Source organism: Mycobacterium sp. PSTR-4-N (assembly GCF_022348085.1).
In the GTDB taxonomy this organism is placed as follows: Bacteria; Actinomycetota; Actinomycetes; order Mycobacteriales; family Mycobacteriaceae; genus Mycobacterium.
Genome location: NZ_JAKRFN010000004.1, coordinates 340,472 through 362,887 on the forward strand (window position 1 = coordinate 340,472; position 22,416 = coordinate 362,887).

Sequence of the window (22,416 nt, forward strand, 5' to 3'; positions counted from 1 at the left end):
ACTATGAGGCGATGCACATGAGCGACGGCATCGTCAACGCCCCGGTCTCGGTGTTGTTCGGGGTGCTGGCCCTGATCGCCCTCGGCGTCTGTGCGTGGCGGGCCAGGGAAGAACTCGACGAGCGGACCGTACCGCTGGCCGGCCTGGTCGCCGCGTTCATCTTCGCCGTCCAGATGGTCAATTTCCCGATCCTGCCCGGCGTCAGCGGCCATCTCCTCGGGGGCGCGCTGGCAGCCATCCTCGTCGGCCCGTTCACCGGTGCGCTGTGTGTGGCGATCGTGCTCGTGGTGCAGAGCCTGCTGTTCGCCGATGGCGGCGTCACGGCACTGGGTACGAACATCACGAACATGGCGCTGATCGGGGTCGCGGCCGGTTACGGCACCGCGGTGCTGACCTACCGGCTCGTGCGACGGCTGCGCGCGCAGGTCTCGGTACCGCTGGTGGGCGTGGTCGCCTTCGTCGCCGCGGTCGTGGGCACCGTGTGCGCCGCAATGGGCTTCGTGGTGGAGTACGCGCTCGGCGGGGCGGGGTCGTCCTCGCTCAGCACGGTGGCGACGTACATGTTCGGCACCCACGTCCTGATCGGTATCGGGGAGGGCATCATCACCGCCATGACGGTGATGGCCGTGGTGCGCGCCCGGCCGGACCTGGTCTACCTCCTGAGGTCCACTCGCACGCCTGCCACGGTGGCGGCATGAGCGGCGCGCGCGGATGGCGCTTCTGGGCTGCGTTCGCCGTGGCGACACTGCTGATCGCGGGCGGACTGTCCTACCTGGCCAGCTCGAGCCCCGACGGGCTGGATTCGGCCACCCTGCAAGGCTGTGAGGTCGTCGAGACCGCCGACGGGGAACAGCTGCAGGGCGACTGCATCGCCCAGCACGCGGGCGAGCACGGGCTCGCGCACTCGCCGCTGGCCGACTACTCGATCGGTGGACGCGACGGCACCGGCGGTGTCGCCGGTGTCGCCGGTGTCGCGGTGACGGTGCTCATCGCCTCCGGTGCGTTCTGGTTGATCGCGCGGTCGCGCCGGGCCTCGGCGCCCACCGCCGAAGACTGACGTCATGGGGGCCGGTCACGCGCATCCGCTGTACCGCGACGGCGACTCGCCGTTGCATCGGCTTCCCGCCGAGGTGAAGATCGTCGCGCTGGTCGCGTTCGTGCTCGCTGTCGTGGCGACCCCCCGAGAACTGTTCTGGCCCTTCGGGGTCTACGTGCTGATCGTGCTGGTGGTGTGGTGGGTCGCCAGAATCCCGCTGCGCTGGGTGCTGCCCCGGATGCTGATCGAGGCGCCGTTCGTCGTGCTGGCGGTGCTGTTGCCGTTCGCCGAGGGCGGAGAGCAGGTCAACGTCGGCGGACTGTCACTGTCGGTGGCCGGTCTGTATGCGGCGTGGGGGATCGTGATCAAGGGCACGCTCGGCGTCGCCGCATCGTTGACCGTAGCGGCCACCACGACCGCGCGTGAGCTGCCGGTGGCGCTCAGCCGGCTGCGGGTTCCCGCGGTCATCGTGTCGATGCTGACGCTGATGATCCGCTACGTCGACGTGCTCGCCGCCGAGATCCGGCGCATGCGACTGGCCCGGGTGTCGCGCGGTGACTCACCGCGCATGCTGCATCAGATCGGCGCGACCGCCGCCGGGGTCGGGGCGTTGTTCCTGCGTTCCTACGAACGCGGTGAGCGGGTGTATCTGGCGATGCTGTCCCGAGGCTTCGACGGGCGGGTGCCGCCGCTGGCGCTGGGTGCCGGGTGCCCGGCCGCCGCGTCGTCGCGGCAGTGGGTGTTCGCGCTCATGCCCGCCATGGCCGCGGTGGCGGTCGCGACATCGGCATGGGTCATCCGGTGAGCCGGTCTCCGTACACCGCCGCGGTTCACGTCGAGGACCTGCACTACACCTACCCCGACGGGCACGCCGCGTTGTCCGGTGTCGACCTCGATGTCGCCCCCGGGGAGAGGGTTGCACTGCTCGGACCGAACGGGGCCGGCAAGACCACGCTGATGCTGCACCTCAACGGAGTGCTGAGCGCATCGCAGGGACGCGTCGCGATCGGTGGAACGCCGGTGACGCGCAAGACGTTGCGCGAGATCCGGCGTCGTGTGGGGCTGGTGTTCCAGGACCCCGACGACCAGCTGTTCATGCCGACGCTCGCCCAGGACGTCGCCTTCGGCCCGGCGAACTTCGGGCTGCGCGGCGCCGAGCTCGAGGCGCGGGTGGCCGCGGCGCTGGAGGCGGTGTCGATGTCCGAGCTGGCAGCGCGCAGCCCGGCCCACATGTCGGGCGGGCAACGCCGGCGGGCTGCGCTGGCGACCGTTTTGGCCTGTGAGCCAGAAGTTCTGGTGCTCGACGAGCCGTCGGCGAACCTCGACCCGGTGGCACGACGGGAGCTGGCACAGACGCTTGCCCGGTTGCAGGCCACGATGATGATCGTCACGCACGATCTGCCGTATGCCGCGCAGCTGTGCAGCCGCGCGGTGATCATGGACCGAGGCGCGGTGGTGGCCGATGGTCCGATCGCGGACGTGCTCTCCGACACCGCACTCCTTGCCGCCCATCGACTGGAACTGCCCTGGGGCTTCGTCGTCCCGGCTCCCTGACTCGTTGTCGCGCAACGGTATTCGATAACTGGCGCGGGGCCCCACCGCGGCAGGTGTGTGATGTGCTGCATCGACATCTGCCGCGGCCGGCCCCGCACCGCGACCATAACACAGCTGTGCTCATCTGAACAGGTGGACAGATATAGTGGTGGTCGGCCAGCAGCTTCGTGCGTGTTTGGCCGAACGGCCGGCGGGTAAGGGCCGGCGCGCGAACCCAAACCGACGAGAGGATGCACATGGCTGAGTACACGCTGCCCGATCTGGACTACGACTACGGCGCGCTCGAGCCCCATATCTCCGGTGAGATCAACGAGATTCACCACAGCAAGCACCACGCGACCTACGTCAAGGGTGTCAACGACGCAGTCGCCGCACTCGAGGAGGCGCGGGCCGCCGGCGATCACGGCAAGATCTTCCTGCACGAGAAGAACCTCGCGTTCCACCTCGGTGGGCACGTCAATCACACGATCTGGTGGAAGAACCTGTCACCGGAGGGTGGCGACAAGCCGAACGGCGAACTGGCGGCGGCCCTCGACGACCAATTCGGCTCGTTCGATGCGTTCCGCGCCCAGTTCACCGCTGCTGCCAACGGATTACAGGGTTCCGGGTGGGCGGTGCTGGGGTATGACACGCTCGGCGACAAGCTGCTGACGTTCCAGCTGTTCGACCAGCAGGCCAACGTGCCGCTCGGCGTCATCCCGCTACTGCAGGTCGACATGTGGGAGCACGCCTACTACCTGCAGTACCGAAACGTCAAAGCCGACTACGTCAAAGCATTCTGGAACGTCGTCAACTGGGCCGATGTCCAGCGGCGGTTCACCGCCGCGACGACGCAGGCGGCGGGCCTGATGTTCTGACCTCCTGCGCGTCCGCCGCGGCGATCGCGGCGGGCAGGCGGATGGTGAACGACGTTGTACGCGAGTCGGATTCGGCGCTGATCGTGCCGCCGTGTGATTCGACGATGGACGCAGCGATCGACAACCCCAACCCGAAACTTCCGGTCTCCCGGGATCGGGACTTGTCGGCCCGCACGAAGCGGCCGAACAGCTGTGGCAGCAGATCGGCGTCGATGCCGGGTCCGTCGTCGGCCACCGTCATCTCCGCGAACGGCGCGTCGTTTCGGCCGGTCGTGATCGAGGTGCTGACGGTGGTGCCCGGCGGGGTGTGCACCCGGGCGTTGGACAGCAGGTTGGCCAACGCCTGATGCAGCTGGGCGCGATCGGCGCGTACCCACACCGGCTCGTCCGGCACCCCGGTCAGCCAACGGTGCGTCGGCGCCGACACCGCGGCGTCGTTGACCGCATCCACGACGAGCTCCGTCAGGTCGACGTCGGCGACCTGGAGATCGTGACCCTCGTCCAGCCGGGCGAGCAGCAGCAGATCGCTCACCAGATCGCTCATCCGCTGCGCCTCGGATTCGATGCGGGCCAGCGAGTACTCCGTGGTCTCGGGCAAGACTTCGCTGTCTTGCCGGGTGAGCTCGGCGTACCCGTGAATCGCCGCGAGCGGCGTGCGCAGCTCGTGACTGGCATCAGTGATGAACTGTCGCATCCGCCGATTGGATGCCGCGACGTCGCCCAGGGAACGTTCCACGTGATCGAGCAGACGGTTCAGAGTCACCCCCACCATCCCGACCTCGGTCCGCGGATCGGTCTCGGCGGCGGCCACACGCGGAGTGATGGTGTGGTTGTCACCATCGAGTGGCATGTCGGCCACCGCGGCGGCGGTGGCGGCGACCCGGCGCAGCGGCCGCAGCGCCAGCCGCACGACGGCGACCGTGCACACGGCGGTGATCAACACGGCCACGGCCGTCAACCCGGACACCAGCGCGGTCTCGCGCACCATGGCGTCCCACGCCGGAGCACGCGACACCCCCGTCACCACGATCTCGTCGGGGCCCGTCGATCTACCCACCATGCGGTACCAGCCCAGCCCTGGCACCTCCACGGTGCGAGGTCGGGGATCGGCCCACGACCGATTCGTCACCGCCGCGGTGGCCTCGGCCGGTGCGGTTCGCGCGTCACCGTCGCCGAAGTACGCGGAATCCACGACCACGCCGTCGCGCATCAGGACCACGACGTTGCCGGGAGCCTGGCCGATGAGGCGGGTCACCGGTTTCATCGATGCGGGCGGTGGCAGGGCCCCGTCGGGGCCGGGCGTCGCCCGGTATTTCTCCACCGATTGAACGGCGCCCTCGGCGGCCCCGGCCAGCTGTGCGTCGATGATGCCCAGCACCGAGGCGCGCAGGCTGAGTACCGACGCGGTGCCGACCGTCACCAGGACGGCCATCACGACCACACACACTCCGACCGCGAGTTGCCGGAGCAAGGTCCACCGCCGCCAGACGGTCATCACGGCGCGGGCCGCAGCAGATATCCGATACCCCGCACCGTGTGGATCATCGGTTCTCGATCCGCGTCGATCTTCTTGCGTAGATACGAGACATAGAGGTCGACGATGCTGGACCGGCCGCCGAAGTCGTAGTTCCATACCTGCTGCAGGATGTCGCTGCGCGACAACGCTTTCCGCGGATTGCGCATCAGCAGCCGGAGCAGTTCGAACTCGGTGGAGGTCAAGCTCACCGGCTCCCCGGCACGGGTCACCTCCCGGCTGGCGGCGTCGAGAGTGAGGTCGCCGACCACCAGCGTCTCGTCGTCGGGCGGACTGAGATGGGCCGAGCGGCGCACCAGGCCGCGCAGGCGCGCGACGAGTTCCTCCAGCGAGAAGGGCTTGGTCATGTAGTCGTCGCCACCGGCGGTCAGGCCGGTGACGCGGTCGCGCACCGAATCGCGGGCCGTCAGGAACAGCGTCGGGATGTAGGGCCCGCTGCTGCGCAGTCCGGCGAGCACGCTCACCCCGTCCATGTCCGGGAGCATGATGTCGAGCACCAGGAGGTCGGGGGAGTAGGTGTGGTACTTCTCGACCGCCTCCGCCGCGTCGTGAGCCACCTCGATGTCCCACCCCTCGTACTTCAGCGCCATGCGAACCAGGTTCGTCAGGGCACGTTCGTCGTCGACCAGGAGTACGCGGATCGGCGACCCGTCGGCTCGCGACAGGCGCGGCAACGTGCCCAGGATCGCGCGGCGCGGGCCCCTGGCCTCGAACGGCGCAGACGTCATCGCTCCATTGTCGCGGGCATCCGAGCGCAGGTCACCAGGCTTCATAGACACCTCATAACTTCGCCGGCGGCTGCGTCGTCGCCGCCTATGAATCGTCTATGAGTTCAGCGGTGCAGGTGCCAGAACCCGTCACGATGGGCGCACAACGGAGAAAGGACACGCTGACCATGAGCCTCAGCACGCTCGACAGCCGCATCGACAACCAATCCGCGGTAGCCCTGGGGGCGTTTCGGATCCTCGTCGCGCTCTTGTTCGCGATGCACGGACTGGCGAAGCTGTTCGGCTGGCCGCAAGGCGAGCCGGTTCCGCTCGCCGCCTGGCCGGCGTGGTGGGCCGGCGTCCTGGAGGTGGTGCTCGGCAGCCTCATCGCGCTCGGACTGTTCACCCGGGCAGCCGCATTCGTCGCCTCGGGCATGATGGCCGTCGCGTACTTCTGGATGCACTTTCCCGACGGTTTCTGGCCACTCGTCAATGGCGGTGAGACAGCAGTGCTCTATTGCTTCATCTTGCTGCTCTTCGTCGCCACCGGGCCGGGCGCGCTGGCGGTGCAGCAGCGGCGCCATCCATCATCGCCGGAAAACTGAACCGAAGGAACGACTTTCATATCCGACACACATGTTGTGCGTTCGCTATGAAGACCGGGGCGACGGCGCCCCGGTCTTCTAGCGTGGATTCCACAGGGCCGGAAGATACTGGCCGACAACCGATGTGGAGGACGACCGTGAAGAGTGCAGATCCGCACCTGGACCGCTTCGAGCGAGACGCGCTGCCCCTGCTGGACACCCTCTACCGCGCGGCGCGCCGCTACACCGCCACCACCGCCGACGCCGAAGACCTCGTGCAGGAGACGATGCTGAAGGCGTACGCGGCATTCCACCGCTACGAGGACGGCACCAACATCCGCGCCTGGTTGTTGCGGATCCTCACCAACACGTGGATCACCTCGCATCGTCGTGCGCAGAGCCGGCCGGCCGAGCTGCTCTCCGAGGGTGTCACCGACGCTCAGCTCGCCGGGCAGGCCGCCCACTCGTCGACGGGGTTGCCGTCGGCCGAACTCGCGGCACTGACCGCGCTCGGTGACGATGAGGTGCGAGACGCACTCGGCAGGCTCTGTGAAGAACAGCGGATCGCGGTCTACTACGCCGATGTGGAGGGGCTGCCGCACCGCGAAATCGCCGAGATCCTCGACATCCCTGTCGGCACCGTGATGTCGCGGGTGTACCGGGGGCGCAGAGCGCTGCGCCGGCTGCTGGTCGACGTCGCCGCCGATCGTGGCTATCTGCGCGCCGCCTGAGGTACCCCTAGTGCCTTCTCGACGGCGGCCACGGCGGCTCCCCGCACAGTGCCAGCAGCGCGTTCTCGATCACTTCGGGCAGCGCCGGGTGTATCCAGTACTGGCTGCGCGCCACCTCCTGGGCGGGCAGGTCGAACGCCATCGCCTGAATGACCGGCTGGATGATCGAGGACGCCTGGTGGCCCATGATGTGGGCGCCGAGCAGCAGTCCGCTGTCGTCGTCGACGATGAGCTTGGCGAAGCCGGTGGTGTCCTCCATCGCCCAGCCGTAGGCGACGTCGCTGTAGTCCTGCACCTTGGATCGGATGCGGTATCCCGCTGCGCGCGCGCCGTTTTCGGTCAATCCGACACTGGCGATCTGCGGGTCGGTGAACACCGCGGACGGCACGTGGCGATGGTTGGCGGGCATCAAGTTCTCGGTGTCGTCCCAGTCCTGCAGCAGGTTGTGCTTGACCACCCGGGCCTCGTGGTTGGCGACATGCTTGAGTTGGAAGGGCGAGCTGACGTCGCCGAGGGCGAAGACGTTGCGCGCCGTGGTGCGCTGGTACTCGTCGACGGTGACGCGCCCGTCGACGACGTCCACGCCGGCGTGGTGGGCGTCGAGGAGGTCGCCGTTGGGTACTCGGCCGGTGGCCACGAGCAAGATGTCGCCATGCACCGTGGCGCCGTCGTCGAGCGTCAGCGTCACGCCGGAGTCGTCGGACGAGCCACCCACGATGTTGCGGCGGCTGCGGATCTCCCACTTCTTGCCGGCGATGTCGGTGAAGCGTTCGCAGATCGTGTCGTCGCAGTGGGTCAGCATCGTGGTGCCGCGCAGCACGATCGTCACCCGTGACCCCAGTGACGAGAAGATGTGGGCGAATTCGGCTGCGACATAACCGCCCCCGACGATGACGATGTGCTCGGGTAGTTCCGAGATCCGCATGATCGTGTCGCTGGTGTAATGGGCGACCCCACAATCGGCGATCGCCGGCGGGACCGTCGCCCGTGCGCCCGCCGCGATCACCACCTGCTCAGCGGTGAACTCGTCCCCGTCGTCGGTGCGCAGCCGGTAACCGCTCGTGCCTCTCGGTTCGGCGAAACGTGTGTGGCTGCCGAACACCTCGACGTTGGGGGAGGCCCGCCGGTACTGCTCGCCGCTGCTGGCCAACGGATCGATGCGGCCGAACACGCGTGAGACGATGTCGGGCCAGCGCACCGCCTCGACGTGCGCGTCGATGCCGAACGTCGCTGCCTGCCGGACCTGTTCGGCCACCCCGGCGGCGTAGACGAACATCTTGGTGGGGATGCAGCCCACGTTCAGGCACGTGCCGCCGAACAGGCTCTGCTCGCAGATCGCGACCTTCTTGTCGACGTAGCGCTCGTCGATGATGCTGTTGCCGGACCCGGTGCCGATGATCGCGATGTCGAAGTCAGCCATGGAACTCCCCCTCTTCTGAGTGCCAGTCGAGCCAGCGGTCCAACTCGCGATAGGCCGCGCGCCGGGGTTCGGTGACCGACAGGAACACGTCGTGCTTGGCGTCGACGATCGGCACCACACTGGTGCGGTTGCCCACACAGCCGGCCCAGCGGGCGATCTGGGCGACGTCGAGCACCGCGTCCCCGCGTTGGATGAGCTCACTGTCGGCCACCTCGCGCACGCTGCGGTCCGAGCGCAGGATCAGGTTCGGCACTCCGACGTCGAGGCCGCGGTGCAGCTGAGCATGGCCCCGGCGGATCGCCCGGATCCAGCCGAGCGTCACGGGGAACCCGCCGACGGGTTTCCACGTCAGGTCGTAGTCGAAGTCGCCGGCGAAGTCGCGGTGCAGCGTGGCGCCGTAGCCGCCGGCGGTCGGGCGCCGGACCACGGTGCGGGTACGCCACCGACCCAGCGTGCGCAATGCCGCCGTGGTCGGCGGCGAGCGCAGGATCGCCGGACCCTGCAGGTCGAACCAGGGGCTGTTGAGCACCAGCCCCGACACGGGCGCCCGTGTGCTTCGCCGCCGACGGCGATCCAGCCACAGCGTGACCACCAGCCCGCCCGCCGAATGGCCGTAGACAAGCACCTCTGCCGCGGTCTCGGCGCCGATCGTCGCCAGCGCGCGCTCCAGCTCGGTGTCGTAGCGGGCCAGGTCGGTGGTGAAGTGCGGGGTCTGACCCTCGCGGTGTGAGCGCCCGCATTTGTGGAGGTCTATCGCGTACACCGCGACACCTCGGGCAGCCAGATGGTCGGCGAGCTCGGTGTTGAAGAAGTAGTCGGTGAAGCCGTGCACCAGCAGCACCGCGTGCCGAGCCGTCGGATCGGCGGGGCCCCGGCGCACCAGGGTGGCTTCCAGATCGCCTTCCCCGTCGGGGTCGGGCCCCAGCGCGAAGGTCATCTGCCAGTACCCGGACAGAACATCGGGCTGCCATCCGGACACGAGAGCCACCATAGTGGGCGAGGTGGTCGGAGGGTTGCGGCCGCGCGCGGCGGGATAACCTGAACACCGGTAAGCCGTGAGCAACGGGGACGCGACCACGAAGGGCCGATCGAGTTGGTGTCTGAAGCGGAGAAGACCGACGTCCTGCTGGTAGGGGCGGGCATCATGAGCGCGACCCTGTCGGCGCTGCTGCGGCTGGTGGAGCCGAACTGGTCGATGACGCTGGTCGAGCGTCTCGACGGCGCGGCCGCGGAGAGCAGCGACCCGTGGAACAACGCCGGCACGGGCCACTCGGCCCTGTGTGAACTCAATTACACCCCGGCACGTCCGGACGGCAGCATCGACATCGCCAAGGCCGTCAACGTCAACGAGCAGTTCCAGGTGTCGCGGCAGTTCTGGACCTACGCCGTGGAGAACGGCGTACTGCCCGATGTCCGCAGCTTCCTCAATCCGATCCCGCACGTGAGTTTCGTGCAGGGCGAGGACAACGTGAAGTACCTCAAAGCCCGCTACGACGCGCTGGTCACCAACCCGTTGTTCGCGACGATGGAGTTCATCGGCGACCGCGACGAGTTCGTGCGCCGGCTGCCGCTGATGGCCGAGCGGCGCGACTTCTCCGAGCCCGTCGGTCTGAACTGGACCCAGGACGGCACCGACGTCGACTTCGGCTCGCTGTCGCGACAGCTGATCGGGTTCGGCGCCAAGAAGGGGATGTCCACCCTGTTCGGTCACGACGTGACCGACCTCGATCAGGGTTCGGACGGACGGTGGACCGTCAAGGTCGTCAACCGTCGCACCGGTCAGAAGCGGAAGTTCAACGCCGGCTTCGTGTTCGTCGGCGCCGGCGGCGGCGCGCTGCCGCTGCTGCAGAAGGCGGGCATCAAGGAGGCGAAGGGCTTCGGCGGATTCCCGGTCGGCGGCCAGTGGCTGCGCAGCGGCAACCCGGATCTCACCGCGCGCCACCAGGCCAAGGTGTACGGGCTGCCGCCGCTGGGTGCGCCGCCGATGTCGGTGCCCCACCTGGACACCCGGGTGATCAACGGCCGTTCGTGGCTGCTGTTCGGGCCGTTCGCCGGGTGGTCCCCGAAGTTCCTCAAGCAGGGCAAGATCACCGATCTGCCGCTGTCGGTCAAGCCGAACAACCTGGTCTCGATGCTCGGTGTCGGGCTCACCGAGATGGGGCTGCTGCGCTACCTGATCGGCCAGCTGCTGCTCAGCGAATCGGCGCGGGTCGACGCGCTGCGGGAGTTCGCGCCGAGTGCGAGGAATTCGGATTGGGAGCTCGACATCGCCGGGCAGCGCGTGCAGGTGATCCGCAAGGCCAAAGGCAAGGGCGGGGTTCTCGAATTCGGCACCACCGTGCTCTCGGCGGCCGACGGCAGTATCGCCGGTTTGCTCGGTGCCTCACCGGGCGCCTCGACCGCGGTGCCCGCCATGCTCGAGGTGATGTCGCGGTGCTTCGACGACCGCTACCAGGGATGGCTGCCCACCATCAAGGCGATGATCCCCTCGCTGGGGACCAAGCTCTCCACCGAACCGAAGCTGTTCGAAGAGATCTGGGCACGTGGCACCGAGGTGCTCAAGCTCGACAAACCCGCAGGCGCGCTGCCCGACACGGCGCCCGAGGTGTCCTCGGCGGGTACCGGGCACACTCCGACGACGGCGACCGTTTGACGGTGTCGCTCCGATGACCGCGGCGTTGCGCCGCAGCTGGGCCAAGGATCTCGACGCCGCCACGCTCTACGAACTCCTCAAGTTGCGCGTCGAGGTGTTCGTCGTCGAGCAGGCGACGCCCTATCCCGAGCTCGACGGCCGGGACCTGCTCAGCGAGACTCGCCATTTCTGGCTGGAAAATGCTGAAGGACAAGTGATTTCGACGTTGCGTCTGATGGAGGAGCACCCGGCCGGGCACAAGGCGTTCCGCATCGGTCGGGTGTGCACCAAACGCTCCGACCGCGGGCACGGGCACACTGCCCGATTGCTGACCGCGGCGCTGGCCGAGGTCGGCGACTTCCCCTGCCACATCAACGCCCAGACGTATCTGGAGGAGATGTACGGCAGACACGGGTTCGTCCGCGACGGGGATGAATTCCTCGACGACGGGATTCCGCACGTGCCGATGGTCAAGCCGTGACGGGACTGCAGCTCTACCCGTTCAGCGCTCTGGTCGGACACGATCGTCTCAAGCTGGCGCTGGTGCTGTGCGCGGTGCGGCCCGATATCGGTGGTGTGCTGATCCGCGGCGAGAAGGGCACCGCGAAATCGACTGCGGTGCGCGGCCTGGCGCAGGTGCTGACCGAGTCGTTCGCCATCACGGGCAACGACGGCGGGCACCTCGTCGAGCTGCCGATCGGCGCCACCGAGGACCGGGTCGTCGGCTCGCTGGACCTGCAGAAGGTGCTGCGCGACGGTGAACACGCCTTTTCGCCTGGTCTGCTGGCGCGGGCGCACCGCGGCGTGCTCTACGTCGACGAGGTCAACCTGCTGCACGACCACCTCGTCGACGTCCTGCTCGACGCGGCGGCGATGGGCCGGGTGCACGTCGAGCGCGACGGGGTCTCCCACAGCCACGAGGCGCGGTTCGTGCTGATCGGCACCATGAATCCCGAAGAGGGAGAACTGCGTCCGCAATTGCTGGACCGCTTCGGGCTCACCGTGGACGTGGTCGCCTCCCGCGACGTCGATGTCCGCGCCGAGGTGATCCGCCAGCGACTGGCCTACGAGGCCGATCCCGGCGGGTTCGCCGCACGCTACGCCGACGCCGACGCCGAGCTGGCCCGTCACATCGCCGACGCCCGCGCCAGGATCAGCGATGTGGTGTTGCCCGACAGTGAGTTACGGCGCATCGCCGCTCTGTGCGCGGCCTTCGACGTCGACGGGATGCGCGCCGACCTGGTCGTGGCCCGCACCGCGGTCGCCCATGCCGCGTGGCGCGGCGCCGCCGAGGTCGCCGAGCAGGATGTGCGGGTCGCCGCGGAATTGGCGTTGCCCCACCGCCGCCGGCGCGATCCGTTCGACGACCCGGGCCTCGACGAGGGCCGACTGGACGACGCGATGGCCCAGGCGGGCGAGGCGGCCGACACCGGTTTGGATCCCCGACCGGACCCCGACCCGCCGGGTGGCGGCGCACCGTCGGCTGACGGTGCCGACGACGCAGCGCCCCAGGCGGCGTCGCCGCCGCCGACACGGCCCAGCGCCGCACCCTCGGCGGCGTTTCGCACCAAGGCCCTGGTCGTGCCCGGCGTCGGCGACGGAGCGCCCGGCCGCCGTTCGCGGGCACGCAACCGCACGGGCACGGTGGTCGCCGCGACCACCGACACGCAGGCCGGTCACGGGATGCACGTGTTCAGCACGTTGCTCGCAGCCGCCGCCCGGCATGGCGGACGCGGCCGGCTGCGACCGGCCCCCGACGACCTTCGGCGGGCGGTGCGTGAGGGCCGCGAGGGCAACCTGGTGATCTTCGTCGTCGACGCGTCGGGGTCGATGGCCGCGCGAGACCGGATGTCCGCGGTCAGCGGAGCCACGCTGTCGCTGTTGCGTGATGCCTATACGCGTCGAGACAAGGTCGCGGTCATCACGTTCCGCGGTCAGGACGCCCGGGTGCTGTTGCCGCCCACGTCGTCGGTCTACGTCGCCAGTACGCGGTTGGCGGGGTTCGACACCGGCGGGCGGACTCCGTTGGCGCAGGGGCTGCTGGCCGCGCGCGACATGGTGGTCCGGGAACGGACGCGTGACCGGGCACGCCGCAGCCTGGTGGTGGTGCTCACCGACGGCCGGGCCACCGGTGGACCCGATCCGCTGGGCCGCACTGCCGCCGCAGCGGCCCGGCTGGTCGCCGAGGGTGCCTCTGCCGTCGTCGTGGACTGCGAAACGTCCTATGTCCGTTTGGGTTTGGCGCAGGACCTGGCGCGGCGCCTGATGGCGCCCGCGGTGCGGCTGGACCAGTTGCGCGCGGACGCGCTGACCGCCGTGGTCAAGACGCAGGCCGCGGCCTGAGAAGGGAGTGCGATGCCTCAGGGTCAGCCCGTGGCCGTCCCCCGCGACGGCTTGACCACGCGGGCTCGCCGCCATGCTCCGCTGCTCGCGGTGCACACCGGTGCGGGCAAGGGCAAGTCCACCGCGGCCTTCGGGATGGCGCTGCGGGCCTGGAACCAGGGCTTCGACATCGCGGTGTTCCAGTTCGTCAAGAGTGCGAAGTGGAAGGTGGGGGAGGAGACGGCGCTGCGTGAGCTCGGCCGGGCGCACTCCGAACGTGGCGTCGGCGGACCGGTCGAGTGGCACAAGATGGGCTCGGGCTGGTCCTGGTCCCGCAAGGCGGGCACCGAGGACGACCACGCCGCCGCTGCTGCCGAGGGCTGGGCCGAGATCTCCCGCCGGCTCGCCGACGAGCGTCACGACTTCTACGTACTCGACGAGTTCACCTATCCGCTCAAGTGGGGGTGGATCGACGTGGCCGAGGTCGTCGATGTGCTGGCGTCGCGGCCGGGCACCCAGCACGTGGTGATCACCGGTCGTGACGCCCCGGCCGCGTTGATGGACGCCGCCGATCTGGTCACCGAGATGACCAAGGTCAAGCACCCGATGGACGTGGGCCGCAAGGGCCAACGGGGCATCGAGTGGTAGCCCGGGAAACCGGGTCGTGAGCACGCCGGGGATCGTCATCGCCGCGCCGTCTTCGGGCAGCGGGAAGACGACGATCGCGACCGGGCTCATCGGTGCGCTGCGGCGGGCCGGACACGCGGTCGCGCCGTTCAAGGTCGGCCCCGACTTCATCGACCCGGGCTATCACGGGCTGGCGGCGGGCCGGCCGGGCCGCAACCTCGATCCCGTGCTCGTCGGTGACCACCTCATCGGCCCGCTCTACCGTCACGGCAGCGCCGACGCCGACATCGCGGTCGTCGAAGGCGTGATGGGCATGTTCGACGGGCGTATCAGCGACGCCCCGGCCGCCGGGGCCGCCCGCGGCTCCACCGCTCACGTGGCGGGATTGCTCGGGACCCCGGTGATCCTCGTCGTCGACGCCCGCGGTCAGAGCCACAGCGTCGGCGCGCTGGTGCACGGCTTCGCCACCTTCGACAGTTCGGTGCGCCTGGTCGGCGTGATCCTCAACCGCGTGGGGTCGGCCCGCCATGAGGCGGTGCTGCGGCAGGGCTGCGAGCAGGCCGGGATCGCCGTGCTGGGCGCCGTCCCGCGGACCGACGAGCTCGCGGTCCCGTCGCGCCACCTTGGGCTGGTCACCGCGGTCGAACACGGCGGGCGGGCCCGGTCGGCCGTCGACGCGATGGCTGACCTGGTCGCTCGGCACGTCGACCTCGCCGCCGTCGTCTCGGCCGCCCGCAGCGACGTCGGGGGCGACCCATGGACCCCGCACATCGGCGAACCCACCGGGGCGCCCGTGACCGTCGCCCTGGCCGCGGGCCGCGCCTTCACCTTCAACTACGCCGAACACACCGAACTGCTCAGCGCGGCAGGCGCAGACGTCGTCACCTTCGACCCCCTCACCGACCCGCTGCCCGCGCATACCGCGGCCGTCGTCATCCCCGGCGGTTTCCCGGAGGAGTGCGGCCCCGAGCTCTCCGCGAACCGCGCCGTGCGTGAGCAGATCGCCGCGCTGGCCCATTCGGGCGCCCCGATCCAGGCCGAGTGCGCCGGACTGACCTACCTGGCCGACGACCTCGACGGGCATCCCATGTGCGGCGTGATCGGCGGTTCTGCGTCGTTCACGCCGTCACTCACCCTCGGATACCGCGACGCCGTGGCCGTCGCCGACTCCTCGCTTCATCACCTCGGCGATCGGATCGTCGGGCATGAATTCCACCGCACCGCAATGCATTACGGGCCCACGCGGCAGCCGGCCTGGCGGTACCGGGGGCGGGCGGGCGCGATGGTCGACGACGGCGTGGTCCGGGGCGGGGTGCACGCGGGCTATCTGCACACCCATCCGGCGGTCCACCCCGAAGCGATCGCCCGCTTCGTGCGTGCGGCTGCACACTCTAAGCTCGCCGGGTGACCGACAACGCCTATCTGGTGGGCCTGCGCCTGGCCGGCAAGAAGGTCGTCGTGGTGGGCGGCGGCGGGGTCGCCCAGCGCCGCCTGCCCCTCCTGGTGGCCTCCGGCGCCGACGTGCACGTCATCACCACGCAAGCCACCCCCGCGGTCGAAGCGATCGACGGAATCACGCTGACGCTGCGGCCTTTTCGTGACGGGGATCTCGACGGCGCGTGGTATGTGATCGCGGCCACCGATGATCCCGACGTCAATGCCGCCATCGTCGCGGAGGCCGAAAGCCGCCGCGTGTTCTGCGTGCGCGCCGACATCGCAGTGGAGGGCACCGCCGTCACCCCGGCGACGTTCGAGTACGAGGGCCTCTCGGTGGGTGTGCTGGCCGGCGGTGAGCACCGCCGGTCGGCGGCCATCCGCTCGGCGATCCACGAGGCGTTGCAGCAAGGTGTGATCACCGCCGACGCACCCGGTGTGGTCGCCGGCGGGGTGGCACTCGTCGGCGGAGGCCCGGGCGACCCGGAGCTGATCACCGTGCGCGGTCGCCGGTTGCTCGCGCATGCCGACGTCGTGGTGGCCGATCGGCTCGCGCCGCAGGACCTGCTCGCCGAGCTGTCCCCGGACGTCGAGGTCATCGACGCCGCCAAGATCCCGTACGGCCGTGCGATGGCCCAGGACGCGATCAACGACGTCCTCATCGACCGGGCGAAGCAGGGCAAGTTCGTGGTCCGCCTCAAGGGGGGCGACCCGTTCGTGTTCGCGCGCGGCTACGAAGAGGTGATCGCGTGTGCCGATGCCGGCATTCCGGTGACGATCGTGCCCGGTGTGACCAGTGCCATAGCAGTGCCCGCGCTGGCGGGTGTTCCGGTCACGCACCGGGCGATGACGCACGAATTCGTGGTGGTCAGCGGCCATGTGGCGCCGGATCACCCCGAATCGTTAGTGAATTGGGATGCGCTCGCCGCGCTGCACGGCACGATTGTTTTGCTGATGGCCGTCGAACGCATCGAGCTTTTCGCGAAAGTGCTCCTTGAAGGCGGCCGACCTGCGGATACACCGGTGCTTGTGGTGCAGCACGGGACGACGTCGGCGCAGCGGAGTTTGCGGTCGACCCTCGCCGAGGCGCCCGAGCGCATCCGATCGGAGGGGATTCGACCCCCTGCGATCATCGTGATCGGTGCTGTGGCGGCCTTCGCGGCTTAAAGAGATATTAAGAGTACTGTAAGGTAACTCGTTATGACGGCTCTCAATGACGCAGAGCGTGCCGCCATCTCTCGGGATGCTGAAGGCAAGGGACAGCGGGGCGCCAATCGGGCCGCGCCGGCCCGGATCAGGGCGGCTGCGGACGGAGCCGCCGGCTCGCGATTCCCCAAGACTCCGGCCTGGATGCCGTCGAGGCGGTTCATCGCCGCCGTCGTCGCCATCGGCGGTATGCAACTGCTCGCCACGATGGACAGCACGGTCGCGATCGTCGCCCTGCCCAAGATCCAGGACGAGCTGAGCCTCTCCGACGCCGGTCGCAGCTGGGTGATCACGGCCTACGTGCTGACCTTCGGCGGCCTGATGCTCCTGGGTGGCCGCCTCGGCGACACCATCGGCCGCAAGCGGACGTTCATCGTGGGCGTGGCGCTGTTCACCATCGCCTCGATCCTCTGCGGTATCGCCTGGGACGAGGCCACGCTGGTGATCGCCCGCCTGCTGCAGGGTGTCGGCGCCGCGATCGCCTCACCGACCGCGCTCGCATTGATCGCCACGACGTTCCCGAAGGGCCCGGCCCGCAACGCCGCGACCGCGGTGTTCGCCGCGATGACCGGTGTCGGCTCGGTGACGGGCCTGGTGGTCGGCGGAGCCCTGACCGAGGTCTCGTGGCGGTTGGCGTTCCTGGTCAACGTGCCGGTGGGGCTGCTGATGATCTACCTGGCCCGCACCACACTGCGCGAAACCAACCGTGAGCGCCTCAAGCTCGACGCCACCGGCGCGCTGCTGGCGACGCTGGGGTGCACCGCCGCGGTGTTCGCGTTCTCGATGGGCCCCGAGGCCGGCTGGGTGTCACCCATCACGATCGGCTCCGGCATCGTGGCCATGGGCTGCGGACTGGCCTTCCTGTGGGTCGAGCGCACCGCGGAGAACCCCGTCGTGCCGTTCGAGTTGTTCCGCGAGAGCAACCGCGTCGCCACCTTCGCCGCGGTCTTCCTCGCCGGTGGCGTGATGTTCACCCTGACCGTCCTCATCGGGCTCTACGTGCAGGACATCATGGGCTACAGCGCGCTGCGGGCGGGCATCGGCTTCATCCCGTTCGTCATCGCGCTGGGCATCGGCCTGGGGGTCTCCTCGGCGCTGGTGTCGAAGTTCCAGCCGCGCATCCTGGTCATCGGCGGCGGCGTGCTGGTCCTGGCCGCGATGATCTACGGCTCGACCCTGGACGCCAACATCCCGTACTTCCCGAACCTGGTGCTGCCGATCACCGTCGGCGGTTTCGGGATCGGCATGATCGTGGTCCCGCTGATGATCTCGGCGATCGCCGGGGTCGGCTTCGACCAGATCGGTCCGGTGTCGGCGATCGCTCTGATGCTGCAGAACCTGGGCGGACCCGTCGTGCTCGCGATCATCCAGGCCGTCATCACCTCGCGCACGCTGTACCTGGGCGGCACCAACGGCCCGGTCAAGGACATGAACCCCGCGCAGCTGCACGCTCTCGACCAGGGCTACACCTACGGCCTGCTGTGGGTGGCCGCCGTCGCGGTGGTGGTCGGTGCGGTGGCGCTGTTCATCCGGTACACGGCCGAGCAGGTGGCGCACGCGCAGGAAGTCAAGGACGCGATCGACGCCGGAGAGCTCTAGCTCGACATCGGGCAGTAGAGAGCTTTAGCTCGACACCGGTTTCGGCGTGATCGTCTGCGCCCAGCGACGATGAGCACGCCGAAATCGCCCACCGGTAGGGTGGCGAACCATGTCCTCCCGGGCCCCGCTGGCGTCCTCGTTGGGCATCGCGATCGTCGCGATCACCGGCATGCAGCTGATGGCCACCCTCGACGGGACCATCGTGATCGTGGCGCTGCCGCGCATGCAGGCCGACCTCGGTCTCTCCGATGCGGGCAAGAGCTGGGTGATCACCGCCTACGTGCTCGCCTTCGGCGGGCTGCTCCTGCTCGGCGGCCGCATCGGTGACGCCATCGGCCACAAACGGGCGTTCCTGTCCGGGGTCGGGGTGTTCACGATCGCCTCGCTGATCTGCGGGCTGGCCAATGACGAAGCCACGCTGGTCATCGCCCGCGCGCTGCAGGGCATCGGCGCGGCGGTGGCGGCCCCGACGGGTCTGGCGCTCATCGCCACCACCTACGCCGTCGGAGAGCCGCGCAACCGGGCCCTGGCCGTCTCCGCCGCCATGCAGGGGCTGGGCTCTGTGCTGGGGTTGGTCCTCGGTGGTGCGGTCACGGGTATCTCGTGGCGCCTGGCGTTCCTGGTCAACGTGCCGATCGGGCTGGTGATCATCGCGATCACGGTGTTCCGGCTCGCCGAGACCCACCTCGAGCGGATCAAGCTCGACATCACCGGCGCGCTGCTGGCCACACTCGCCTGCACGTCGGCGGTGCTGGTGTTCACGCAGGGCCCGGCTCTGGGTTGGGCCGACCCGTGGGTGATCGGCGCCGCGGTGGCCGCCGTGGTGTTCTCCATCGCTTTCGTGCTGGACGAGCGCGGCGCCGACAATCCGCTCGTACCGCTGTCGATCTTCGACAACCGGCACCGCGTCGCCTCGTTCGTGGCGTACTTCCTGGCCGGCGGCGTCATGCTGACGCTGTCGGTGATGATCGGGCTGCTCGTCCAGGACGTCCTCGGTTACTCGCCGTTGCGGGCGGGCATCAGCTTCCTGCCCTTCGCGGCGGCCTTCGTCGTCGGAAACGTGATCGCCACCTATGTCGCACCCCGCATCGCGCCGCGCTGGGTGATCCTCGGCGGCGGCGTGCTGGTGCTGCTGGCCATGCTCTACGGGTCCACGCTGGACCGGTCGGTGCCGTACTTCCCGGATCTGTTCGTGCCCGTGGTGGTCGGCGGTCTCGGCATCGGCGTGATCTCGGTGATCCTGCCGCTGTGCCTGCTGGCCAACGTGCCGGCCCGCCGGATCGGCTCGCTGTCGTCGGTCACGCTGATGGTGTTCAACCTCGGTGGCCCACTGGTTCTCGTGGTGGTCCAGGCCGTGCAGGTGTCCCGGACCCTGTACCTGGGTGGCACCACGGGCCCGGTGAAGAACATGACGCCCGCGCAGCTCGACGCGCTGGGCCACGGCTACACGTATGCGCTGCTGTGGGTGGCCGCGATCGCGATCCTCGTCGGTGTCGCGGCGCTGTTCATCGGCTACTCCGCGCGCGACATCGCCCGGGCCCGCGAGACCAGGGAAGCTGTGGAGGCGGGGGAGCTCTAGGCATCGCATAAGGTGGTCGGCTGTGATCACCCGCATGTCCGAGCTGTTCCTGCGCACCCTGCGCGACGACCCGGCCGACGCCGAAGTGCCGAGCCACAAGCTGCTGATCAGGGCCGGCTATGTGCGGCCCGTCGGCCCCGGGCTGTACAGCTGGCTGCCCCTCGGACTCAGAGTGCTCCGCAAGATCGAGGCGATCGTCCGCGAGGAGATGAACGCCATTGGGGGACAGGAGATCCTGTTCCCCGCGCTGCTGCCGCGGGCGCCGTACGAAACGACCAACCGCTGGACCGAATACGGCGACACGCTGTTCCGGCTGCAGGATCGGCGCGACAACGATTACCTGCTCGGCCCCACCCATGAGGAGATGTTCACCCTCACGGTCAAGGGTGAGTACTCGTCGTACAAGGACTTCCCGCTCATCCTGTTCCAGATCCAGAACAAGTACCGCGACGAGGCGCGCCCGCGTGCCGGCATCCTGCGCGGGCGCGAGTTCCTGATGAAGGACTCGTACTCGTTCGACATCGACGACGACGGACTCAAGAACGCCTACCACGCCCACCGCGAGGCGTATCAGCGGATCTTCGCCCGTCTCGCCGTGCGCTACGTGATCGTCTCCGCGGTCTCGGGCGCAATGGGCGGCAGCGCGTCGGAGGAGTTCCTGGCCGAGAGTGAGGTCGGCGAGGACACCTACGTGCGCTGTCGGGAATCCGGCTACGCCGCCAACGTGGAGGCCGTCATCACCGCTGTCCCGGAGTCGATCCCGTTCGACGGGCTGCCGGAGGCGACCGTCTACGAGACCGGAGAGACCCCGACGATCGCCACGCTGGTGGACTGGGCCAACAGCGCCGATCTGGGCCGCACGGTCACCGCGGCGGACACGTTGAAGAACGTGCTGATGAAAACCCGTGTGCCCGGCGGTGACTGGGAGCTGCTGGCCGTCGGCGTGCCCGGTGACCGCGAGGTCGACGAGAAGCGCCTCGGCGCGGCGCTGGAGCCGGCCGAGTTCGCGATGCTCGACGACGCGGACTTCGCGAAGTATCCCTTCTTGAAGAAGGGCTACATCGGCCCGAAAGGCCTGCTGGCCAGCGGAGTTCGCTACCTCGTCGATCCCCGTGTGGTGGACGGCACCGCATGGATCACCGGCGCGGACGAGAAGGGCAAGCACGTCGTCGATCTGGTCGCGGGCCGGGATTTCGTCGCCGACGGCACGATCGAGGCCGCCGAAGTGCGCGAAGGGGATCCCTCGCCCGATGGCGCGGGCCCGCTGGTGGCGGCCCGCGGGATCGAGATCGGCCACGTCTTCCAGCTCGGCCGCAAGTACGCCGACGCGTTCACCGCCGACGTGCTCGGCGAGGACGGCAAGCCGGTGCGCCTGACGATGGGCAGCTACGGGATCGGGGTGTCGCGGCTGGTGGCGGTGATCGCCGAGCAGCAGCACGACGAGCTCGGGCTGCGGTGGCCGTCATCGGTGTCGCCGTTCGACGTGCACGTGGTGATCGCCAACAAGGACGTCGAGGCGCGCGCCGGGGCGACCGAGCTGGCCGCCGATCTGGATCGGCTCGGCGTCGACGTGCTCCTCGACGACCGCACCGCGTCGCCGGGGGTGAAGTTCAAGGACGCCGAGTTGCTGGGCGTGCCGTGGATCGTCGTGGTGGGCCGCGGCTGGGCCGACGGCGTCGTGGAACTGCGGGACCGGTTCAGCGGCGACAAGCGCGACGTCCCCGCGGCGTCGGCGACCGAGGAGATCCTCGGCGCGATCCGCTAGTGGCTCACTCGGTACCGCCGGGAAACGGCACCGTGACCGGTGTCGTCGCGGCGACGCCGCGCCACCGCGCGGCGGTGACCGCGGTTTCCAGCATCGCGGCCACGCCGAACGCGCGCACCGTCTCGTCGGTCGCCTGCTCGACGACCGCCCGCCACGCGGTCGCGGCGTCCTGCTCCATGCGCACCGCGAGCTTCGCGGCCTGGGTGGGAGTGTCGACCTCCGACGGCATCGAATACCCCGCCGCCGGCAGTGGGACGGCGCCCCCGGCGTCTTCGAGCAGCGTCATCGCGGCTTCGCGCCGCGCGCGGTGTTCGGCCATCGCATCGGCGACCAGGCTGTTGTCCTCCGGGGTGGAGTGCGCCGAGACCAGGCCGTATCCGTAGATCGTCGCGTGTTCGACGGCGACGGCGTCGAACAGCGTGCCCAGCGCGGGATCGGTGGGGCGGGTGGTCGGAGCCGGCGTGGGAGAGGTCACCGGTCACCGCCGGGGGAGGCCAGGGCCACGGTGTAGGCGGCCGTGCAGGCTGCGGCGATCGAGGCCAGCAACCCGGCGCGGTAGCCGGACAGCGCGGCCGCGGAGTGCGAGGCGCTGTCGGCCGACGCGCGCAACGCACCGACGACGTCGTCGGCGTTCGGCGGCGGTGGCTCGGGGGCGCCCGCGGCCGGGCTCGCCGACGTCGTCACCGTCACGCCCGGGCCAGGTGCCTCCTGGCCGGTGAGGCGAACGATCTCGTCGGACAACGCCTGAGCATGCGCGGTGCGCAGAGCGGCGATCTCGGTCAGGGTCGCCGCGGATCGGCCGCGCACCGCGGCGGCGGCCTGCTCGGCG

The 22,416-nt window shown here is 69.4% G+C and carries 22 protein-coding genes; 16 read left to right on the forward strand and 6 right to left on the reverse strand.

Translation table 11 applies throughout. The annotated features are described in order from the left end of the window. Window positions 1–11: 11 nt before the first annotated feature. The 5 genes from MHN84_RS08460 to MHN84_RS08480 all read left to right on the forward strand — a co-directional run bounded on the left by MHN84_RS08460 (window position 12) and on the right by MHN84_RS08480 (window position 3,447). Window positions 12–698 carry an energy-coupling factor ABC transporter permease gene (locus MHN84_RS08460; protein WP_255730173.1) on the forward strand — a complete coding sequence of 229 codons (687 nt, stop codon included), beginning with the start codon at window positions 12–14 and terminating at the stop codon, window positions 696–698. Further along, entirely contained in the window at window positions 695–1,057 is a 363-nt protein-coding gene (locus tag MHN84_RS08465; protein WP_241204176.1) for a PDGLE domain-containing protein, read from the forward strand. The genes MHN84_RS08460 and MHN84_RS08465 overlap by 4 nt, the downstream gene beginning before the upstream one ends. Window positions 1,058–1,061: 4 nt before the next feature. Beyond that, the gene (gene cbiQ / locus MHN84_RS08470; RefSeq protein ID WP_241204177.1) at window positions 1,062–1,841 is read left to right on the forward strand and encodes a cobalt ECF transporter T component CbiQ; all 780 of its coding nucleotides are present in this window, start codon (window positions 1,062–1,064) and stop codon (window positions 1,839–1,841) included. Next, window positions 1,838–2,590 carry an energy-coupling factor ABC transporter ATP-binding protein gene (locus tag MHN84_RS08475; protein WP_241204178.1) on the forward strand — a complete coding sequence of 251 codons (753 nt, stop codon included), beginning with the start codon at window positions 1,838–1,840 and terminating at the stop codon, window positions 2,588–2,590. Before cbiQ ends, MHN84_RS08475 begins: the two co-directional genes overlap by 4 nt. A 236-nt stretch (window positions 2,591–2,826) precedes the next feature. Beyond that, on the forward strand, window positions 2,827–3,447 hold the full coding sequence (locus MHN84_RS08480) for a superoxide dismutase (RefSeq protein ID WP_241204179.1): 621 nt from the start codon (window positions 2,827–2,829) through the stop codon (window positions 3,445–3,447). Here the strand turns inward: MHN84_RS08480 and MHN84_RS08485 are convergent. Both MHN84_RS08485 and MHN84_RS08490 read right to left on the reverse strand, forming a co-directional pair. Further along, window positions 3,407–4,942: a cell wall metabolism sensor histidine kinase WalK gene (locus tag MHN84_RS08485; RefSeq protein WP_241204222.1), complete on the reverse strand. Its 1,536-nt coding sequence runs from the start codon at window positions 4,940–4,942 to the stop codon at window positions 3,407–3,409. The genes MHN84_RS08480 and MHN84_RS08485 overlap by 41 nt on opposite strands. Further along, entirely contained in the window at window positions 4,942–5,709 is a 768-nt protein-coding gene (locus tag MHN84_RS08490; RefSeq protein WP_241204180.1) for a response regulator transcription factor, read from the reverse strand. Before MHN84_RS08490 ends, MHN84_RS08485 begins: the two co-directional genes overlap by 1 nt. Window positions 5,710–5,876: 167 nt before the next feature. Between MHN84_RS08490 and MHN84_RS08495 the strand changes: the two genes are divergently transcribed. Next, window positions 5,877–6,293, forward strand: coding sequence for a DoxX family protein (locus MHN84_RS08495; RefSeq protein WP_241204181.1), 417 nt, complete (start codon window positions 5,877–5,879; stop codon window positions 6,291–6,293). A gap of 122 nt (window positions 6,294–6,415) precedes the next feature. Beyond that, window positions 6,416–7,003, forward strand: a complete 588-nt coding sequence (locus MHN84_RS08500; protein WP_241204182.1) for a sigma-70 family RNA polymerase sigma factor — start codon at window positions 6,416–6,418, stop codon at window positions 7,001–7,003. Between the two features lie 7 nt (window positions 7,004–7,010). Here MHN84_RS08500 and mtr read toward each other — a convergent pair whose 3' ends face one another. After that, window positions 7,011–8,423, reverse strand: coding sequence for a mycothione reductase (gene mtr / locus MHN84_RS08505; protein WP_241204183.1), 1,413 nt, complete (start codon window positions 8,421–8,423; stop codon window positions 7,011–7,013). Further along, on the reverse strand, window positions 8,416–9,402 hold the full coding sequence (locus MHN84_RS08510; RefSeq protein ID WP_241204184.1) for an alpha/beta hydrolase: 987 nt from the start codon (window positions 9,400–9,402) through the stop codon (window positions 8,416–8,418). The genes mtr and MHN84_RS08510 overlap by 8 nt, the downstream gene beginning before the upstream one ends. A 117-nt stretch (window positions 9,403–9,519) precedes the next feature. On the opposite strand from MHN84_RS08510, the gene mqo reads away from it, so the two are divergent. The 9 genes from mqo (at window position 9,520) to MHN84_RS08555 (ending at window position 21,587) form a co-directional block, all read left to right on the forward strand. Beyond that, window positions 9,520–11,076 (forward strand): malate dehydrogenase (quinone), encoded by a 1,557-nt coding sequence (gene mqo, locus MHN84_RS08515; RefSeq protein WP_241204185.1) that lies wholly within the window; start codon window positions 9,520–9,522, stop codon window positions 11,074–11,076. Window positions 11,077–11,089: 13 nt separating this feature from the next. Further along, window positions 11,090–11,536 (forward strand): GNAT family N-acetyltransferase, encoded by a 447-nt coding sequence (locus MHN84_RS08520; protein ID WP_241204186.1) that lies wholly within the window; start codon window positions 11,090–11,092, stop codon window positions 11,534–11,536. A gap of 5 nt (window positions 11,537–11,541) precedes the next feature. Continuing rightward, window positions 11,542–13,398 carry a magnesium chelatase subunit D family protein gene (locus tag MHN84_RS08525; protein ID WP_241204223.1) on the forward strand — a complete coding sequence of 619 codons (1,857 nt, stop codon included), beginning with the start codon at window positions 11,542–11,544 and terminating at the stop codon, window positions 13,396–13,398. Window positions 13,399–13,410: 12 nt separating this feature from the next. Next, window positions 13,411–14,025: a cob(I)yrinic acid a,c-diamide adenosyltransferase gene (gene cobO, locus MHN84_RS08530; protein ID WP_241204187.1), complete on the forward strand. Its 615-nt coding sequence runs from the start codon at window positions 13,411–13,413 to the stop codon at window positions 14,023–14,025. A gap of 16 nt (window positions 14,026–14,041) precedes the next feature. Continuing rightward, the gene (locus tag MHN84_RS08535) at window positions 14,042–15,412 is read left to right on the forward strand and encodes a cobyrinate a,c-diamide synthase (protein ID WP_241204188.1); all 1,371 of its coding nucleotides are present in this window, start codon (window positions 14,042–14,044) and stop codon (window positions 15,410–15,412) included. Next, window positions 15,409–16,605: a uroporphyrinogen-III C-methyltransferase gene (cobA, locus tag MHN84_RS08540; RefSeq protein WP_241204189.1), complete on the forward strand. Its 1,197-nt coding sequence runs from the start codon at window positions 15,409–15,411 to the stop codon at window positions 16,603–16,605. The genes MHN84_RS08535 and cobA overlap by 4 nt, the downstream gene beginning before the upstream one ends. Before the next feature lie 183 nt (window positions 16,606–16,788). Beyond that, complete coding sequence (locus tag MHN84_RS08545; protein ID WP_374238343.1) at window positions 16,789–18,243, forward strand: MFS transporter; 1,455 nt, start codon at window positions 16,789–16,791, stop codon at window positions 18,241–18,243. Between the two features lie 109 nt (window positions 18,244–18,352). After that, entirely contained in the window at window positions 18,353–19,822 is a 1,470-nt protein-coding gene (locus MHN84_RS08550) for an MFS transporter (RefSeq protein WP_241204191.1), read from the forward strand. Between the two features lie 22 nt (window positions 19,823–19,844). Next, entirely contained in the window at window positions 19,845–21,587 is a 1,743-nt protein-coding gene (locus MHN84_RS08555; RefSeq protein WP_241204192.1) for a proline--tRNA ligase, read from the forward strand. A 4-nt stretch (window positions 21,588–21,591) separates the two neighbouring features. Here MHN84_RS08555 and MHN84_RS08560 read toward each other — a convergent pair whose 3' ends face one another. Together MHN84_RS08560 and MHN84_RS08565 are read right to left on the reverse strand one after the other, a co-directional pair. Next, window positions 21,592–22,062: a DUF4439 domain-containing protein gene (locus MHN84_RS08560; RefSeq protein WP_241204193.1), complete on the reverse strand. Its 471-nt coding sequence runs from the start codon at window positions 22,060–22,062 to the stop codon at window positions 21,592–21,594. Next, a partial coding sequence (locus tag MHN84_RS08565; RefSeq protein ID WP_241204194.1) for a hypothetical protein occupies window positions 22,059–22,416 on the reverse strand: 358 nt, incomplete at its 5' end. The genes MHN84_RS08565 and MHN84_RS08560, both read right to left, overlap by 4 nt.

What these genes read in the sequence shown, in the direction of transcription:
- MHN84_RS08460 (WP_255730173.1), top strand. Translation starts at nt 12, where the DNA reads ATGCACATGAGCGACGGCATCGTCAACGCCCCGGTCTCGGTGTTGTTC.
- MHN84_RS08465 (WP_241204176.1), top strand. Translation starts at nt 695, where the DNA reads ATGAGCGGCGCGCGCGGATGGCGCTTCTGGGCTGCGTTCGCCGTGGCG.
- cbiQ (WP_241204177.1), top strand. Translation starts at nt 1,062, where the DNA reads ATGGGGGCCGGTCACGCGCATCCGCTGTACCGCGACGGCGACTCGCCG.
- MHN84_RS08480 (WP_241204179.1), top strand. Translation starts at nt 2,827, where the DNA reads ATGGCTGAGTACACGCTGCCCGATCTGGACTACGACTACGGCGCGCTC.
- MHN84_RS08485 (WP_241204222.1), bottom strand. Translation starts at nt 4,942, where the DNA reads ATGACCGTCTGGCGGCGGTGGACCTTGCTCCGGCAACTCGCGGTCGGA.
- MHN84_RS08490 (WP_241204180.1), bottom strand. Translation starts at nt 5,709, where the DNA reads ATGACGTCTGCGCCGTTCGAGGCCAGGGGCCCGCGCCGCGCGATCCTG.
- MHN84_RS08495 (WP_241204181.1), top strand. Translation starts at nt 5,877, where the DNA reads ATGAGCCTCAGCACGCTCGACAGCCGCATCGACAACCAATCCGCGGTA.
- MHN84_RS08500 (WP_241204182.1), top strand. Translation starts at nt 6,416, where the DNA reads ATGTGGAGGACGACCGTGAAGAGTGCAGATCCGCACCTGGACCGCTTC.
- mtr (WP_241204183.1), bottom strand. Translation starts at nt 8,423, where the DNA reads ATGGCTGACTTCGACATCGCGATCATCGGCACCGGGTCCGGCAACAGC.
- MHN84_RS08520 (WP_241204186.1), top strand. Translation starts at nt 11,090, where the DNA reads ATGACCGCGGCGTTGCGCCGCAGCTGGGCCAAGGATCTCGACGCCGCC.
- cobO (WP_241204187.1), top strand. Translation starts at nt 13,411, where the DNA reads ATGCCTCAGGGTCAGCCCGTGGCCGTCCCCCGCGACGGCTTGACCACG.
- MHN84_RS08545 (WP_374238343.1), top strand. Translation starts at nt 16,789, where the DNA reads ATGCCGTCGAGGCGGTTCATCGCCGCCGTCGTCGCCATCGGCGGTATG.
- MHN84_RS08550 (WP_241204191.1), top strand. Translation starts at nt 18,353, where the DNA reads ATGTCCTCCCGGGCCCCGCTGGCGTCCTCGTTGGGCATCGCGATCGTC.